Source organism: Enterococcus saccharolyticus subsp. saccharolyticus, assembly GCF_029023825.1.
Taxonomy (GTDB): domain Bacteria; phylum Bacillota; class Bacilli; order Lactobacillales; family Enterococcaceae; genus Enterococcus_F; species Enterococcus_F saccharolyticus.
Genome location: NZ_CP118957.1, coordinates 1760796 through 1776577 on the forward strand (window position 1 = coordinate 1760796; position 15782 = coordinate 1776577).

Annotated in this window: 16 protein-coding genes; 3 read left to right on the forward strand and 13 right to left on the reverse strand. The window is 36.9% G+C overall.

The features are described from left to right. Window positions 1–6: 6 nt before the first annotated feature. On the reverse strand, window positions 7–1269 hold the full coding sequence (gene tyrS / locus PYW32_RS09020; protein ID WP_016174626.1) for a tyrosine--tRNA ligase: 1263 nt from the start codon (window positions 1267–1269) through the stop codon (window positions 7–9). A gap of 208 nt (window positions 1270–1477) precedes the next feature. Here tyrS and PYW32_RS09025 point away from each other — a divergent pair, with 208 nt between their 5' ends. Next, on the forward strand, window positions 1478–3808 hold the full coding sequence (locus PYW32_RS09025; protein ID WP_420828462.1) for a transglycosylase domain-containing protein: 2331 nt from the start codon (window positions 1478–1480) through the stop codon (window positions 3806–3808). A 40-nt stretch (window positions 3809–3848) separates the two neighbouring features. Here PYW32_RS09025 and ccpA read toward each other — a convergent pair whose 3' ends face one another. Then, window positions 3849–4856, reverse strand: coding sequence for a catabolite control protein A (gene ccpA / locus PYW32_RS09030; RefSeq protein WP_016174624.1), 1008 nt, complete (start codon window positions 4854–4856; stop codon window positions 3849–3851). A gap of 185 nt (window positions 4857–5041) precedes the next feature. Here ccpA and PYW32_RS09035 point away from each other — a divergent pair, with 185 nt between their 5' ends. Continuing rightward, window positions 5042–6145 (forward strand): M24 family metallopeptidase, encoded by a 1104-nt coding sequence (locus PYW32_RS09035; protein WP_016174623.1) that lies wholly within the window; start codon window positions 5042–5044, stop codon window positions 6143–6145. Window positions 6146–6224: 79 nt separating this feature from the next. On the opposite strand, the gene PYW32_RS09040 is transcribed toward PYW32_RS09035, so the two are convergent. The 3 genes from PYW32_RS09040 to PYW32_RS09050 form a co-directional block, all read right to left on the reverse strand. Next, window positions 6225–6554 (reverse strand): hypothetical protein, encoded by a 330-nt coding sequence (locus tag PYW32_RS09040; RefSeq protein WP_016174622.1) that lies wholly within the window; start codon window positions 6552–6554, stop codon window positions 6225–6227. 129 nt (window positions 6555–6683) lie between these two features. After that, window positions 6684–7277: a YtxH domain-containing protein gene (locus tag PYW32_RS09045; protein WP_016174621.1), complete on the reverse strand. Its 594-nt coding sequence runs from the start codon at window positions 7275–7277 to the stop codon at window positions 6684–6686. A gap of 14 nt (window positions 7278–7291) precedes the next feature. Then, window positions 7292–7720 (reverse strand): DUF948 domain-containing protein, encoded by a 429-nt coding sequence (locus PYW32_RS09050; protein ID WP_016174620.1) that lies wholly within the window; start codon window positions 7718–7720, stop codon window positions 7292–7294. A 284-nt stretch (window positions 7721–8004) separates the two neighbouring features. On the opposite strand from PYW32_RS09050, the gene tnpA reads away from it, so the two are divergent. Further along, entirely contained in the window at window positions 8005–8478 is a 474-nt protein-coding gene (tnpA, locus tag PYW32_RS09055) for an IS200/IS605 family transposase (protein ID WP_016174131.1), read from the forward strand. A gap of 138 nt (window positions 8479–8616) precedes the next feature. Here tnpA and galU read toward each other — a convergent pair whose 3' ends face one another. The 8 genes from galU to phoU all read right to left on the reverse strand — a co-directional run bounded on the left by galU (window position 8617) and on the right by phoU (window position 15768). Further along, window positions 8617–9546, reverse strand: a complete 930-nt coding sequence (gene galU, locus PYW32_RS09060) for a UTP--glucose-1-phosphate uridylyltransferase GalU (protein ID WP_016174619.1) — start codon at window positions 9544–9546, stop codon at window positions 8617–8619. Window positions 9547–9568: 22 nt separating this feature from the next. Continuing rightward, a complete protein-coding gene (locus PYW32_RS09065; RefSeq protein WP_016174618.1) occupies window positions 9569–10588 on the reverse strand; it encodes an NAD(P)H-dependent glycerol-3-phosphate dehydrogenase in 1020 nt (339 codons plus the stop codon). A gap of 78 nt (window positions 10589–10666) precedes the next feature. Beyond that, the gene (gene lgt, locus PYW32_RS09070) at window positions 10667–11500 is read right to left on the reverse strand and encodes a prolipoprotein diacylglyceryl transferase (protein WP_016174617.1); all 834 of its coding nucleotides are present in this window, start codon (window positions 11498–11500) and stop codon (window positions 10667–10669) included. A gap of 16 nt (window positions 11501–11516) precedes the next feature. Beyond that, window positions 11517–12452 carry an HPr(Ser) kinase/phosphatase gene (hprK, locus tag PYW32_RS09075; RefSeq protein ID WP_016174616.1) on the reverse strand — a complete coding sequence of 312 codons (936 nt, stop codon included), beginning with the start codon at window positions 12450–12452 and terminating at the stop codon, window positions 11517–11519. A gap of 151 nt (window positions 12453–12603) precedes the next feature. After that, complete coding sequence (locus PYW32_RS09080; RefSeq protein ID WP_016174615.1) at window positions 12604–12966, reverse strand: phage holin family protein; 363 nt, start codon at window positions 12964–12966, stop codon at window positions 12604–12606. Next, the gene (locus tag PYW32_RS09085) at window positions 12966–13283 is read right to left on the reverse strand and encodes a PspC domain-containing protein (RefSeq protein WP_016174614.1); all 318 of its coding nucleotides are present in this window, start codon (window positions 13281–13283) and stop codon (window positions 12966–12968) included. Before PYW32_RS09085 ends, PYW32_RS09080 begins: the two co-directional genes overlap by 1 nt. A gap of 76 nt (window positions 13284–13359) precedes the next feature. Next, the gene (gene liaX, locus PYW32_RS09090) at window positions 13360–14931 is read right to left on the reverse strand and encodes a daptomycin-sensing surface protein LiaX (protein WP_016174613.1); all 1572 of its coding nucleotides are present in this window, start codon (window positions 14929–14931) and stop codon (window positions 13360–13362) included. A 159-nt stretch (window positions 14932–15090) separates the two neighbouring features. Continuing rightward, complete coding sequence (gene phoU, locus PYW32_RS09095; protein WP_016174612.1) at window positions 15091–15768, reverse strand: phosphate signaling complex protein PhoU; 678 nt, start codon at window positions 15766–15768, stop codon at window positions 15091–15093. Window positions 15769–15782 lie beyond the last annotated feature (14 nt).

The following is a 15782-nucleotide window of genomic DNA, read 5'->3' on the forward strand; positions in this document are numbered from 1 at the left end:
TTTAGTTTAGAATTTTAATAAGAAATATTTTTTCTTTCCTCGACGCACAACGGTAAAGTGGCCATCAATTTTGTCTGCATCGCCCATTTCATATTCTAAATCTTGTACGCGATCGCCATTAATGTAGATTGCGCCATTTTGAATATCTTCACGTGCTTGACGTTTTGATGGTTCAATTTTAGCTGTGATTAATAATTCGACTAAATTCAAGTTATCATCGGCTTGGACTTCGTATGTCGGTACACCTTTGAATCCTTGTTTGATTTCTTCGCCAGACAAACCTTTGATCTCTCCACTAAATAAAGCTTGTGAAATGCGAACAGCTTGCTCGTAAGCTTCTGCACCATGAACTAGCGTTGTCACTTCTTTGGCCAATGCTTTTTGTGCCGCACGTGTTTCTGGTGCTTGCTTGAATTCTTCTTCGATTGCAGCAATCTCATCTAAAGATAAGAAAGTGAAATATTTTAAGAATTTAATGACATCACGATCGTCAGTATTAATCCAGAATTGATAAAATTCGTAAGGTGTTGTTTTTTCAGCATCTAACCAAACCGCATTTCCTTCTGTTTTACCAAATTTTGTACCATCTGCTTTAGTAATCAACGGCATCGTTAAACCAAAGCCTTGCACTTCTTTTTCACGACGTAATAATTCGATTCCAGAAGTAATATTGCCCCATTGGTCACTTCCACCTAATTGTAAAAGACAACCATGTTGTTCGTATAGTTTTAAGAAATCGTAGGCTTGTAATAATTGGTAAGCAAATTCAGTGTATGAAATACCCGTCTCAATTCGACGTTTCACACTTTCTTTACTCATCATGTAATTAATCGTAAAGTTTTTACCCACATCACGTAAAAAGTCAATTAATGAAATAGACCCTAACCAGTCATAGTTGTTCGCAATAACCGCTGGATTTTCTTCACTGTAAAAATCAATAAAACGAGATAATTGATTTTTAATACTTTGTGACCAATTTTGAACCGTATCTAACGTATTTAATTGACGTTCTTGGTCTTTAAATGATGGGTCACCAATCATTCCTGTTCCCCCACCAACCAAGGCAATCGGCACATGTCCATTTTGTTGGAAACGACGTAACATTAAAATTGGTAATAAATGACCGATATGTAAACTATCGGCAGTTGGATCGAACCCGACATATAATTTAACAGACTCTTCATTTAATTGTTTTTCTAATGCTGTTTCGTCTGTTGCTTGATGCACTAAGCCACGATCTTTTAGTTCTTGAAAAAAGCCTGAACTCATATCATTGTTCCTCCTCAATAAAATACTCATTGTTCATATTAACTGAAAATCGTGACAAAGAAAAGAAGTAAGCTAAAAATAAATGGTACTTCTTTTATTTTTTTCTTAGTTTTTTCTCTTAAAGATTCGGTAATCTATTCAATCGAAGCTTTTTTTGCTATAATCAAGCAGAATCAAATTAAAAATTGAGGTGGCTATTTTGTCCGAATTGGAAAAAAAAGCAAAAAAATTTATTAAACGTTTGAAACGTTCCTCTGGATGGTTCTATTTTAATATTGTCGTAAGGGTCCTACAATCATTACTTCTTGTAGGTGTTTCCTTACTTGTTCTTGGTGGTTCATTAGGATTAGGAATTGGGATGGGTTATTTTGCTTATCTCGTTGGCGATACCAAAGCTCCTACGAAAACTGAATTACAGCAAGATTTAGGTGATATTACTGAGACATCCAAAGTGGTGTATGCGGACAATAGTACGATTGCGACAATTCGTGCCGATTTGATGCGTACCACCGTGCCAGCAGATCAAATATCTGATTTGGTAAAAACAGCCGTTGTAGCAACGGAAGATGAATACTTCTATGAACATAAAGGGATTGTACCCAAAGCTGTCTTACGTGCCTTAATTTCAGAAGTAACAGGTATTGGTAGTAGTGGTGGTTCCACGTTAACGCAACAGTTAGTCAAACAACAAATTCTAACTGATGAAACAACGTTCAAGCGAAAAGCCAACGAAATGCTTTTAGCAATGGAAGTGGAAAAGAACTACTCAAAAGATGAAATTGTCGCGCTTTATTTAAATGTCTCACCTTTTGGACGTAATAATTTAGGCCAAAACATTGCCGGTGTCCAAGAAGCAGCCAAAGGAATCTTTGGTGTCAATGCGAGTGAATTAAATTTACCACAAGCTGCTTTTATTGCCGGATTACCACAAAGCCCGATTGTTTATAGTCCATACACAAATACAGGCGAACTCAAAGAAAACTTTGACGCTGGTTTGCAACGAAAAGATTTTGTCTTATTCAGTATGTATCGCAATCATGATATTTCGAAAAAAGAATACGATGAAGCTGTTGCGTACGATTTAATTGCTGACTTTAAGCCAAAAGAAACAGCCAATCAAGAAAGTCATGAATTCTTGTACGACGCTGTCATGAATGATGCTTATAAAATTGTAGCGAAAAAACTCGCACAAGAAGATAAAGTCAGCGATGAAGATTTCGCGAAAGAAGATGTCTACCAAAACTATCTCTATCGTGCCCAATCTAAAATTGCCAATAGTGGTTACACCATTCACTCAACTGTGGATAAAAATATCTATCAGGCAATGCAAGATGCTGTGACAAATTATGGGTATATGTTAGACAGTGATTCTTCTGTTGAAGTCGGAAATATCCTCATGGAAAATACAACTGGAAAAATCTTAGGCTTTGTTGGTGGACGTAATTACGAGCAATCGCAATACAACCACGCCTTTAGTTCGAAACGACAAGCTGGGTCAGCCATCAAACCTGTATTGGTTTATGCACCAGCAATCGACCAAGGACTAATGGGTAGTGAATCACGCGTCTCAGATTATCCAGCCAACTGGAAAGCCGGTGAGGATAAAGGAAAGAAAATTGTCAATGCAACCAACTCTGGTTCAAGTACCTTCCAAACGATTCGCGAATCATTGATTCATTCAAACAATATTCCTGCGTATCACATTTATCAAAAAACACTAGACGAAATGGGTTCAACCTCGGCTGTTTACGATAATTATTTGAAGAAAATGAATTATCCAAATCTGCCATCTTGGGAATATGAATCCGCACCTTTAGGAGTACCAGAAGTTACTACATTAGAACAAACCAACGGCTTCCAAACGTTAGCTAACGGTGGTGTTTATCAAGAAGGTTACTTGATTGAATCCATTACTGATTCACAAGGAAACAAATACTATCAACATGAAGCAAATCCTGTTCGAGTCTATTCAAAAGCGACTGCATCCATTATGAATGATATGATGCGTAGTGTAGTTGAAGAAGGTGTCACAACTAACTTCCTATCAAACGTCAACAATATCAGCTGGAATTTAGGAAATGCTGATTGGGTTGGTAAAACAGGAACAACCGATGAATATGTCGATTCTTGGTTAGTTGTTTCAACACCAAGCATTACCTTAAGTAGTTGGGCTGGACGTGATGATAGTCAACCAACAGATTCAAATGCAGGTCAACGCACGGCGCAATATATGGCGTATCTAGCTAATGCGATTTATCAAGTTAATCCAGATGTGATTGGTGTCGATAAAGAATTCAAACTAGATAAGAGTGTCAAAGAATACAAAGTTTCTGACTTAACAGGAGCTAAACCTGGTGGACGGATGACGGTTAATAATACAACATTCAACATTCCAAGTAACACGACGACTTCTTATTGGGCTAAAGGTGGTCCAGCGAAAGTCAGCTTCCGTTTCGGAATTGGTGGTACAGATTCAAATTATGTTGATTATTGGAAATCAGCGATTCCAAAAGCACAAACCAATACCCGTAGACGTTAAAAAAATCTCGTAGGCCGTTATGGTCTACGAGATTTTTTGTTTAGTTTGATTTAGTTGAACCTTTTTCTAAGATATTATAAGGTAAAACAATCGTTTTTTGTTCCACTTCTTCTTTATTCATCATTTTTGTCAATAGACGCATAGCAACTGCACCGATATCATATAACGGTTGACTAACACTTGATAATCTTGGACGAGAAACATCTGTTAATAATGAGTTGTTGCTTGTTAAGATTTCGAAGTCTTCTGGCACTTTCACGCCACGATCGTATAATCCATCTAAAATACCAATCGCTAATTCATCATCCGTTACATATGCAGCTGTCGCACCGCTGTTTAATAAACGATCAACAATTGCTAAACCATCTTTGAATGAATAAGGTGCTTCAAAGATTAAGCCTTCATTGTATTCTAAATTGCTTTCTTTTAACGCTTCTTTGTAACCATTTAAACGGTTTTGGCCATTAATCGGGTCAATTAATGCCCCACTTACAAAAGCAATTTTCTCATTGCCGTTTTTAGCTAACAAGCTAACCGCATCTTTTGTGGCTGCTGTATAATCAATATTTACACTACCTACTTGTTCATCTGGATCAATTGAACCAGCTAAGACTACAGGTGTTTTTGAGCGTGAAAATTCACCACGAACTTCATCAGTAATACGATGTCCCATAAAAATGACACCATCCACTTGTTTCGCTAATAAATTATTCAACACATTCACTTCTTTCAAACTATCGCCGTCTGAATTTGCCAAAATGATGTTATATTTGTACATTGTTGCCACATCATCAATCCCACGTGCTAAAGAAGCAAAAAACATGTTACTTACATCCGGAATAATGACACCGACTGTAGTTGTTTTTTTGCTAGCTAATCCACGAGCAACTGCGTTTGGACGGTAATCAAGACGATCAATGACTTCAAGTACCTTTTTACGAGTGGCTGGTTTGACATTGGGATTTCCGTTAACGACACGAGAGACGGTAGCCATTGATACATTGGCTTCACGAGCAACATCATAAATAGTAATCGTTTGTTTCTCCATATTGTTTTTTCTCCTATCTACTTTCATTTTCTGAAAACCTTGCTTACATTTCTTAGATAGAATAGCAAATTTCTTTCACATTTGCAACCGTTTTAGTTTCATTTTCATGAAAATAATTTTACTGACATCATTTTGGCAGAATAGTGGTACAATAATAAATAATTGTAAAAGAAAGAAGGCACACTATGAATCAAGAAAAAGTGAACGAATTAACCCGATGGATGAAAGCTAAAAAAATTGATGTCGCCTACGTCACCAATCCGAACTCAATTGCGTATTTATCTGGTTTTACCAGTGACCCTCATGAACGTGTAATGGCGCTCTTCTTCTCGCCAAACCAAGATCCTTTTTTATTTACGCCAGCTTTAGAAGCGGATACCGCTCGTCAAAGCAATTGGCCTTACGATGTGGTTGGTTATTTAGATACGCAAAATCCATGGCAAGTAATTGCTGAAGAAATAACCACTCGTTATGGAAAACCACAACAACTGGCAATTGAAAAGTCAGCGTTTACATTAGATCGTTTTGAACAACTAGCTAGTTATTTCCCAACAACAGATTTTTCAAATGACTTAACAACTGTGATCCAACAAATGCAATTACGTAAAACAACAGCCGAAATTGAAACATTAATTGAAGCGGGGAATTGGGCAGATGTGGCATTTGAAGTTGGCTTTGCTGCGATTAAAGAAGGCGTAACCGAAGCCGAAATTGCTGCTGAAATTGATTACCAATTAAAACGTCAAGGCGTTTCGCACATGTCCTTTGATACGACTGTTTTAGTGGGTGCCCATGCCGCTAGTCCACATGGTGCGCCTAATCAAACAACCGTTAAAGCGAACGAACTTGTGTTATTTGATTTAGGGGTGATTTGGAAAGGTTATTGTAGTGATGCGACACGCACCGTTGCTTACAAAGAACCAACCGCGTTTCAAGAAAAAATTTACAAAATTGTCTTGGAAGCACAATTAGCCGCTCAAGCAGCGGTGAAACCAGGAATTACTGCCAGTGAATTAGATAAAATTGCACGTGATATCATTACCGACTATGGCTATGGTGATGCCTTTAATCATCGCTTAGGACACGGCATCGGCACTTCAATTCATGAATTTCCATCGCTCGTTGCAGGCAATGATTTAGTTATTGAAGAAGGTATGTGCTTCTCGATTGAACCAGGAATTTATTTGCCAGACCAAGTTGGTGTCCGTATTGAAGACTGTGTCTATGTCACAAAAGACGGCTGTGAAGCTTTAACAAAAACACCAAAAGAACTGTGTATCATCGACTAAAATGGAGACAAAAAAATAGCCCCGTGAGAAAAGGCAAGTTCGCTTACCTATATCACAGGGCTATTTTTTATGCCGATGCTCATCCGATTTCTTTAACAAATAATAGCTTGGCTTTTTGCACGATTGTTTTAGTCGTCGAAACAAATTCATAATGCACAGAAAAATGATAAACTTCATCTTCTACCATCAATTTGCCGGTACAAGAACCATATTTCCCATGACTAATACTAGCAATAACAGTCATTTCTTGTATTTGTTGGGGAATTTGTTTTCCTCCTGCAATAACGAGTTGCCAATCCGCTGCGACTACCTCTTTTGAGAGATTATTTTGTATTAAAGCGATTGTAAAGTCTTCAATAAATTGATTTTTCGGTGAATTGCGACATGTTTGACTTCTATGAATATTCATCGTTTCTCCTTCAAAAAAGACTGTGCCATAAGTCTATGCAATAGGACACCATCTGAACAATTAAGGAACAAAAAATTTGTTCGGATAAGGTTGTCTCATTTTGACTTATGTCACAGCCCATTCAGCTTTTTATGCTTCTGGATTATTTTCTTCAATTTTTTCTTTTAATTCTTCTACTGTTTCTTCAAAATCATCTTTGGCGATTTCTGTAGTTTCAGCAGCTTCTTCTTTCGCATCGATGACGATGTCTTTGGCTTCATCTACACCTTCAGCAACTGTTTCTTGAACATCTTCTGCGGTATCTTTCACGTCGATAATAATATCATCGGCAGCATCAGAAGCTTGGTCAGCTACCTCATCTGCTGTTTTTTTGAAGCGATTTGCAAATTCGCTCGTTTGATCTTGGACGATGTCAACAAAATCTGAAGAAGTATCTTGGAAATCTTCATATGAATCAACTGCTTTTTCTTTTAAAGATTGGGCTAAATCTTCTGCTTGTTGACCAAATTCGCTCGCTTTTTCTTTCGCTAAATCTGTTAGGTCTTCGCCTTTTTCTTTCGCAATATCTGTATAATCAGATGCAGCATCTAATAAATCATCAATTTGTTTTCCTAATTTATCACGTAATGCTTTTCCTGATTCAGGAGCTAATAATAATGCTGTTACGGCCGCAGCAGTACCACCAATCACTGCACCTAATAAAAATCCGCCTTTTTTACTCATATGATTCCCTCCAATTATTCTGCGTTTTCTTTGTTTTTGTTAAAAAATTTCATTGCTGTTTGTCCTACTTTCCCAGCAATTGTTGCTTGAGCTGTTGTACGTCCTAAAGTTCCCAAACGTGAAACAAGATTACGTCCAGAATAGTTCAATTCTGACACGCTTGTACTTAAGTCCGCCACCGCTGTAAATAATGGATCGATAGTTGCTACTTTTTGATTCACATCTTGTAGCAATTCATTACTTTTGACTAGTAATCCTTCCACTTCTCTCGAAAGAATATCTACATCTCTAGTCACTACTTTGATTGTGTTATTGGCTTCTGAAATAGTTGTTTGCACAGATGAGACCGTTTTATCCACTTTAATCAAGACACGAACCAAGAATAAAACAAGTACCGCAAAAGCAATAGCTGCAATCAATCCTGCAATTCCCCCAGCAGTCATAACAAAACTCCCTTCAAACTTTCTAGTTCTTACATTGATAAGCATATCATTTCAAAATTTATTATACAAATAAAAGCGATATCACTGACACAATTTTTTTAAAGAAAAACCCCTTTTTTTCGCTTGTCTTCGAAAAAAGGGGGCTTGTTATGTGTATTGAAAACCCCTGGCTAAGCCGGGGGTTCCAAAGAGCTTCCAGCGAGGTATTAAAAAAGCCTCCCAAAAATGATAAGATGAAATTGGTTTCCCGACCACCACATCCATCAATTTAGGAGGTGCCTATTATGAAAAAGGCTAATGAAAGTTTATCACACACGACATGGAAATGTAAGTACCACATTGTTTTTGCACCAAAATATAGACGACAAGTGATTTATGGAAAGTATAAGAAAAGTATAGGTGAGATCATCCGAACATTATGTGAAAGAAAAGGAGTGGAGATCATCGAAGCAAATGCGTGCAAAGATCATATCCACTTACTCGTAAGTATCCCACCAAAATATAGTGTATCAGGTTTTGTAGGCTATTTAAAAGGCAAGAGTAGCTTAATGATTTTTGACAGACATGCGAATTTGAAGTATCGGTATGGGAACCGAAAATTTTGGTGTAGAGGGTATTACGTGGATACAGTAGGAAGAAATAAGAAGCAGATCGAAGAATACATTCGGAATCAAGTACAAGAAGATTATGTAGCAGATCAGCTAACATTGTTTGAAGAGTATGATCCGTTTACAGGACAAAAAAACAAGAAGAAGTGAAAGAGATTCTTTAAGGATCAGTGAGTAAAAGTGGTGCAAGTGGGAAACCGTTCAGGAAGCCTTTTAGGCTATGGCCGGTAAAAGAGGCTTTCAGCCGAAGAACAAACCTCCAGTTCACACTGGAGGTTTTGATTTTTGTTAGTCTTCTTCTACAACTGTTTCTTCCACTACTTCTTTAACAACCGGTTGTTTTTTAGCAGCTAACTCTTGACCAATTTCAATTAAAAATGCTTCTAAGTTATCTTTGACTTCTGGGTGAACCAAGCCATATTCAATACTTGTTTTCAAGAAACCAAATTTATCGCCAACATCATAACGTTTTCCTTTGAATTCTCTTGCAAACACGCGTTGTGTTTGGTTTAACGTATCAATTGCGTCAGTTAACTGAATCTCATTACCCGCGCCTGGTGTTTGATTTTCTAAAATATCAAAAATTTCAGGTGTAAGTAAGTAACGACCAATAATCGCTAAATCACTTGGTGCTTCTTCAGGCGATGGTTTTTCCACGAAGTTTTTAACGTTATATAAACCATCTTCCACTTGATCACCTGGATCGATAATGCCGTATTTTGATGTTTCTTCATGAGGAACATCCATTACCGCAATTGTCGACGCATGCGTGCGCTCATAATCATCAATTAATTGTTTGCTTAATGGCACCGTATCTTCCATCAAATCATCGCCTAACATCACGATAAAGGGTTCATTTCCCACAAAAGCTTTGGCTTGCAATACCGCATGTCCTAGACCTCTTGGATGCGATTGGCGAATAAAATGCAAATTAACATCAGTCGTTTCTTCCACTAATTTTAATAATTCATCTTTGCCTTTTTCTTTTAAATTCATTTCTAACTCTAAGTTAGCATCAAAATGATCTTCAATTGGACGTTTAGCTTTTCCAGTGACAATCAAAATATCTTCAATCCCTGATTTCAAGGCTTCTTCCACGATAAATTGAATCGTTGGTTTATCAACGATTGGTAACATTTCCTTTGCCATCGCCTTTGTTGCAGGTAAGAAACGCGTTCCTAAACCTGCTGCAGGAATAACTGCTTTTTTTACTCTCATTACGGTGTTCTCCTCCATACAACTATTTTTGTGAAAATTCATTTTCCACTTTCCCATCTCGTAACATAATATCTCTTGCGGCTTGTTGAATATCTTTTCCTTCGTATAATACGCTATAAATTGTAGCCGTGATTGGCATATCAACATTCAAGCTTTCTGCCAACTCCATGGCCGCTTTTGTAGTCGCCACACCCTCTACAATCATACCCATATTATCTAAGACTTCATCTAAATTTTTGCCTTTTCCTAATAAATTACCTGCCCGCCAGTTACGTGAATGGACACTTGTACAAGTAACGATTAGGTCACCGACACCACTTAAGCCAATAAAAGTTAATGGGTCTGCGCCCATCGCTACTCCTAAGCGACTAATTTCTGCTAAACCACGTGTCATAATCGCAGCTTTCGCGTCATCACCAAAGCCTAAACCAGCGATAGCACCTGCACCAATGGCAATGATATTTTTTAAAGCGGCACCTGTTTCAACACCAATGACATCATGATTCGTATAAATACGGAAATAATCATTCATAAAAAGGTCTTGCACATATTTCGCGGCTTCTTCGACTTCACTCGCAGCAGTGATCGTCGTAATATCGTGAACTGCTACTTCTTCAGCATGACTAGGGCCAGATAATACCACAATCTCTTTGCGTTTGTCTTCTGGAATTTCTTCTGTAAGCACTTCTGAAATGCGTTTATGCGTCCCTTGCTCTAATCCTTTTGACGCATGAATAATGTACGGATTGCCTGCAATATGTTTGGTTACTTCTTGCGCTACGCTACGAATCGCTTTTGTTGGTACGACAAATAAAATAGCATCTACACCAGCAATTGCAGCTTTTAATTCTTTATAACCAACAATGCTTTCTGGGATTTTAATGTTTGGTAAGTAATGTCTGTTTGTATGATACGTGTTAATTTCATCAATTTGTGCTGGATTATGCCCCCACATCGATACATCATGGCCATTTTCAGCTAACACTTGAGCCAAAGCAGTTCCCCAAGAACCCGGGCCTAAGACGGCAATTTTCTGTTTCACGATGGAAACCTCCTCTATTTATAACAAAATTTTCTTTTGCACTCTCTAAAGTCTATCATATTTCCATGTATTTGTCGTTTAGATTAAGTATTCATTATCACCACGAGAACGGTTGTAATCTTTTAAATCTTTCACTTTTTTACGGCGCCAAATAAAGACTGCCCAACCACCAACAAATAACACAAATGACAACAATTGTGACACACGGATTGGTCCAAATAAATACAGACTATCTGTTCGCATCCCTTCAATAAACATGCGACCAAAACTATACCAAATAATATAACTTAAAAAGACTTCGCCTTGTTTTAATAAACCTGTTTTTTTCCGTAAGAAAATCAATAAAAGAAAACCCAGAACATTCCATACTGATTCATATAAAAAAGTTGGTTGACGGTATGCATCATCAATGTACATATTGTCGATGATAAAATCAGGTAAATGTAATTTTTCCAAAAAGGCTCGTGTCGTTTCGCCACCAAAAGCTTCATGATTCATAAAGTTGCCCCAACGACCAATTCCTTGTGCTAAAATCACGCTAGGTGCAGCAATATCTAAGAATGTCCACGTCGAAATAAAGTTGCGTTGACAATAAAAATAAAGCCAAATACCACCTGCAATTAATCCGCCATAAATTGCTAATCCACCAGAACGAATATTGAAAATTTGCATCGGGTCTTGAAGATAAGGTTCTATATTGAATAAAACATAATATAACCTCGCTCCAATAAACGACAACGGCAAAGCCGCCAACATAAAATCAGACACATCATCTGAACGTAATCCTGCACGAACGGCTTCACGTGAACTTAACCACATAGCAATGACTACACCAGAAATAATAATAATCGCATACCAATAAATGGCGATGCCAAACAATTCAAAAGCGACACGATTGACTGTACCTACCATATTAACGCCTCACTTCCTAAAGAGCTGAATTCTCTTCAATTAATTGACTTAAACGGTCTTCAAAAGCTTGTGTTGCATCATAGCCCATTGTCTTCGCACGGAAGTTCATTGCAGCAACTTCAATGATAATTGCGACGTTTCGACCTGTTTTGACAGGAATTTTAATTTGAGGAATCGCTACTTCACCCAATTCCACGACTTCATCAGACGAGCCTAAGCGATCATATTTTTTATCTTTGGCCCAAGCTTCTAAATAAACCGCTAATTGGACTTGCATCGAACCACGTACTGCACTGGCACCAAATAAGTTCATCACATCAATAATACCAATTCCACGAATTTCAATTAAATGTTCTAAAATTTTTGGTGGTTCACCGATTAACGTTAAATCATCTTGCTTGTAAATATCTACTCGGTCATCCGCAATCAAACGATGCCCACGTTTGATTAATTCTAAGGCTGTTTCACTCTTACCAATGCCACTATCTCCCTGAATTAAAACCCCTAAGCCATAAACATCCACTAATACACCATGCACATTCGTACGCGTAGCCAAACGACCATCCAAATAGCTCGTAATTTGACCTAAAAGGCGAGATGTTGAAATGGTTGAACGTAAAATAGGAATTTGTTTCTCATTACACGCTTGAACCATTTCATCCGGAACATCCAATCCACGTGAAATAATCAAAGCTGGGGTATCTTCTGCACATAAACGACGCACAACCATCAAACGTTCTTCTGGCATCATACGACGTGCAAATGTCACTTCTTTACTACCAAATAATTGTAATCGATCATGTGAATAATAATTAAAATAACCGGTTAATTCTAAACCTGGACGAGAAACATCCGCTGTACAAATATCACGATCTAATGCTTCTTCTTCACCAGTAACTATTTCTAAATTTAAAGCCGTAGCTAATTCTTTTACTTTTATGGTTTCTGTCATGCTTTTCCCTCTTTTCTAAACCTTGGTTCCGTTTTATTTTATCATTCTACAAGCAAAGTTACTACCAAAGTAAAAATTTTCTCAAAAAAATCAATATTTTTGTGCATGTTTCAAACAAAAAAATCCCTTAGATTCGTCAAAATCTAAGGGATTACGATGTACGATATTTTTCCATATGATGTTCTGTTACAATCATATTGACGATTGACATGATAATTGCAACCAGTAATGCTGCACCAAATGATGAAAAACCAAAGTTGTGTGCACCAACAAAACTTGAAGTAAATTGCAACATCAAAGCATTAATGACAAAACTGAAAAAACCAAGTGTCAACAACGTTAAGGGGAAAGAAATAATTGTGAGAATTGGTTTAATCAGAGCGTTCAAAATTGAAAGCACAAAACTTGCCAATAATGCCATCATAATACTTTGTACATGAACCATTTGTGGTAACAATACCGACAAGGAGATAAACGTCAACATATTAATGATGAGTCGTTGGAAATAGGTCACTAGAAATCACTCCAGTCCTCTTCATCGACTTTTTCAGCTTCTTTGCGAGGACGGTTAGATGTTCCTTTGCCACGATAATTGTTATTTGTATAATACTTATTATCATTACCATAACGTTTTGGACGTTCAGAGTTATCAGATGGAATTAAAATTGCCATACCGATATAAAGTAATACTGGTGCGCCAAATCCCATTAATGCTATAAATACATAGATAATACGAACGATTGTCGGATCGATATTCATGTATTCTGCCAAACCAGCTAAAGTACCTGTTAAGACGACATTATCTCTTGATTTTGTTAATTTTTTTCTCATGATTTTCACCATCCTTCATTTCTCACTAGGCAGAGAAGATGCTAGGAAGCATCTTCTGCCTCTCTTTATTTTACCCTTATTTATCAGTATCTTTCAAATAAACATTACCAGTTGTGGTTGAAAGATCAATTTGTGCGACGTTTTCAGTCACACGACGGAATTGCAATAATTGGTTCATGCGTTCTTTCTTTTGACGAACAATTTCGTATTCAGATAAACGACTATTGATTGAACCCAAACTTGTTTTCGCAGTACCTTCTAAACCTAATGTTTCTGGGAAAGCAACTTTCACATTTCCATTCACTGAATTAGCATTTAAACGACGCAATGTGTCTTCTTTTAAAGTTAAACGAACGTCACCATTGACTAAAGAAATACCAATGTTTTGTGGTGTCGCACTCATTGTGACACTACCATTGACAGTTTCAATGATGGAGTCTAGAATTTCGCCAGCTCTCACTTCGATATTGCCATTGACACCTTCAATTTCTAACATTGACGCATTGATTTGCTCAATTTCAATATTTCCATTGGTTGATTTTGCGTAAATATCTTTTACATCTAATTCATTGATTAGAATATTACCGTTCAATAATTTAATCGATACATGGTCATACGTACGTTTTGGTAAATAGAATACTAAATCTGCACGGACACGTTTATTCGGAATTTGGAAAGACATATGGTCATCATCTACATTGATTTGACTACGTTCGTCAAACGCTGCTTCTGGTGAGACAGCATCCATTTTTCCGTAAAGTTTGATTTTTGCGTCCACTTTGACACCAGGTTCATCCCATGCTTCAAATTGAACATTTCCGTTTGCTACTTTAATATCTAAAATACTTGCTTGTGTTTCTGGAAACTCAAACGTTTTTTCAAATTTTTGTGTTGCTACACCTGGGACACGTAAATTAACATCTTTCCATTCGACGTTATCACCAACTGTTTCTGAAACAGCTTGGAATGTCTTTTTCAAGAAATGGCCTAAGTGCGTGCTTGCTTCTGCTACTTTACCACCTACTTGATTTAGCGTATCCGTTGCTTGTTCTTTCCAGTCTTCTGGAATATCCATTTTTTGGCTAATTTTTTCTTTTTTGTGATTCCATTGATCACGGCGAATATTTTTTAGTTGATCTTCTAAACCTGCACGTTCATCTCTCAAAGCATCTAATGATTCTTCTAACGTTTTTACTTCTGCTTCAAGTTCTTGGCGTGTGGTTAAATCCGCTTCATTTAACTCGCCTAATTCTTCTTTTGTATTTAATTCCATTAAGCGTTCACGTACTTCTTTTAATTCTGCGTTTACACCTTGGATTTCAGCATTGACTTCATCTAATTCAACAGATGCTTCATTCGCTTCAGTTGCTAATTCATCTAAAATTTGTTCCAGACGCGCTTTGTCTTCTGCTTCTTTTTGACGGAACTCGTCTTCTCCATTAGATAAATCTTTTTCTAAATCAAAATCTTCTATATCGTCAATCAATTGGCTTCTGTCTTCTTGTTTTTCTGCTGTGACTTCATCGGCAGCTCGTTGAATTTGTGATTCGTCTTTCGCCTTTGCAATTCCTTCTAGCAAATCCAAGGCTTCTTCCGTAGAAAGCACACCTTTTTTTACTAAATCCAAAATTCGTTCTCTTTCGTTCATGGAAATTGCCTCCTTAAGCAAATTTATTATATGCAAGTTTTCCTTACATACATATTATGCCTTCTTTTAAACTAAAATGCATAGGTCTTAAGTACCAACTTTCACTCAATCTTAAGAACAATAAAAAAAACAAGGCGAATCTGCCTTGTTTTTTACTTACTATAATGATTCATCACGATTTGAACTTAATTCGCTAATTTTACCTGTTGCCAAGTAAACAATCCATTCACAAATATTCGTCACATAGTCACCAATACGTTCTAAGTATTGTGCTACATTAATATAATCAGTTCCACTGACAACTGTTTCAGGATTAGCTTTCATTGCCGCAATTGTTTCATAATAAATTTTTTCATAGTATTCATTCACACGTTGATCCATTTTTGCAATCATTTTCGCATCTTCTTGGTTTGTTTTCACATACGCAACTAAAATGTTATCCACCATTTTTTTTACGTAATCCGACATATCTGAAATATCTTTTTCTACTTCAGCAATACGTTCTTGCCCCTTCACGCGAATTGTTGATTTTGCAATAGATACGGCATGATCACCCATACGCTCTAAGTCAGAACTAGCTTTCATGACTGTAATAATTTTACGCAAGTCAGTCGTTACAGGTTGTTGTAAAGCGATCATTTCAAAACTTTTTTTCTCTAGTAAAATTTCAAGATCATTAATGTGTTCATCTTGTTCAATGACTTCTTTTGCTAAAGCTTTGTCATGTTTCACATATGAACGAACTGATTTATGGATTGCTTTACTTACCATCATACCCATTTCATAAAATTGGTTATGCAAGTTTAATAAATCTTCTTCAAATTGTGTACGCAACATTTGATTTTCTCCCC

Bases quoted from the DNA above. Each gene is read 5' to 3' on its own strand.
- ccpA (WP_016174624.1), bottom strand. From the start codon at position 4,856: ATGGAGAAACAAACGATTACTATTTATGATGTTGCTCGTGAAGCCAAT.
- galU (WP_016174619.1), bottom strand. From the start codon at position 9,546: ATGAGAGTAAAAAAAGCAGTTATTCCTGCAGCAGGTTTAGGAACGCGT.
- PYW32_RS09045 (WP_016174621.1), bottom strand. From the start codon at position 7,277: ATGAGTAAAAAAGGCGGATTTTTATTAGGTGCAGTGATTGGTGGTACT.
- PYW32_RS09050 (WP_016174620.1), bottom strand. From the start codon at position 7,720: ATGACTGCTGGGGGAATTGCAGGATTGATTGCAGCTATTGCTTTTGCG.
- PYW32_RS09035 (WP_016174623.1), top strand. From the start codon at position 5,042: ATGAATCAAGAAAAAGTGAACGAATTAACCCGATGGATGAAAGCTAAA.
- PYW32_RS09040 (WP_016174622.1), bottom strand. From the start codon at position 6,554: ATGAATATTCATAGAAGTCAAACATGTCGCAATTCACCGAAAAATCAA.
- phoU (WP_016174612.1), bottom strand. From the start codon at position 15,768: ATGTTGCGTACACAATTTGAAGAAGATTTATTAAACTTGCATAACCAA.
- tnpA (WP_016174131.1), top strand. From the start codon at position 8,005: ATGAAAAAGGCTAATGAAAGTTTATCACACACGACATGGAAATGTAAG.
- lgt (WP_016174617.1), bottom strand. From the start codon at position 11,500: ATGGTAGGTACAGTCAATCGTGTCGCTTTTGAATTGTTTGGCATCGCC.
- PYW32_RS09085 (WP_016174614.1), bottom strand. From the start codon at position 13,283: ATGAGAAAAAAATTAACAAAATCAAGAGATAATGTCGTCTTAACAGGT.
- tyrS (WP_016174626.1), bottom strand. From the start codon at position 1,269: ATGAGTTCAGGCTTTTTTCAAGAACTAAAAGATCGTGGCTTAGTGCAT.
- hprK (WP_016174616.1), bottom strand. From the start codon at position 12,452: ATGACAGAAACCATAAAAGTAAAAGAATTAGCTACGGCTTTAAATTTA.
- liaX (WP_016174613.1), bottom strand. From the start codon at position 14,931: ATGAACGAAAGAGAACGAATTTTGGATTTAGTAAAAAAAGGTGTGCTT.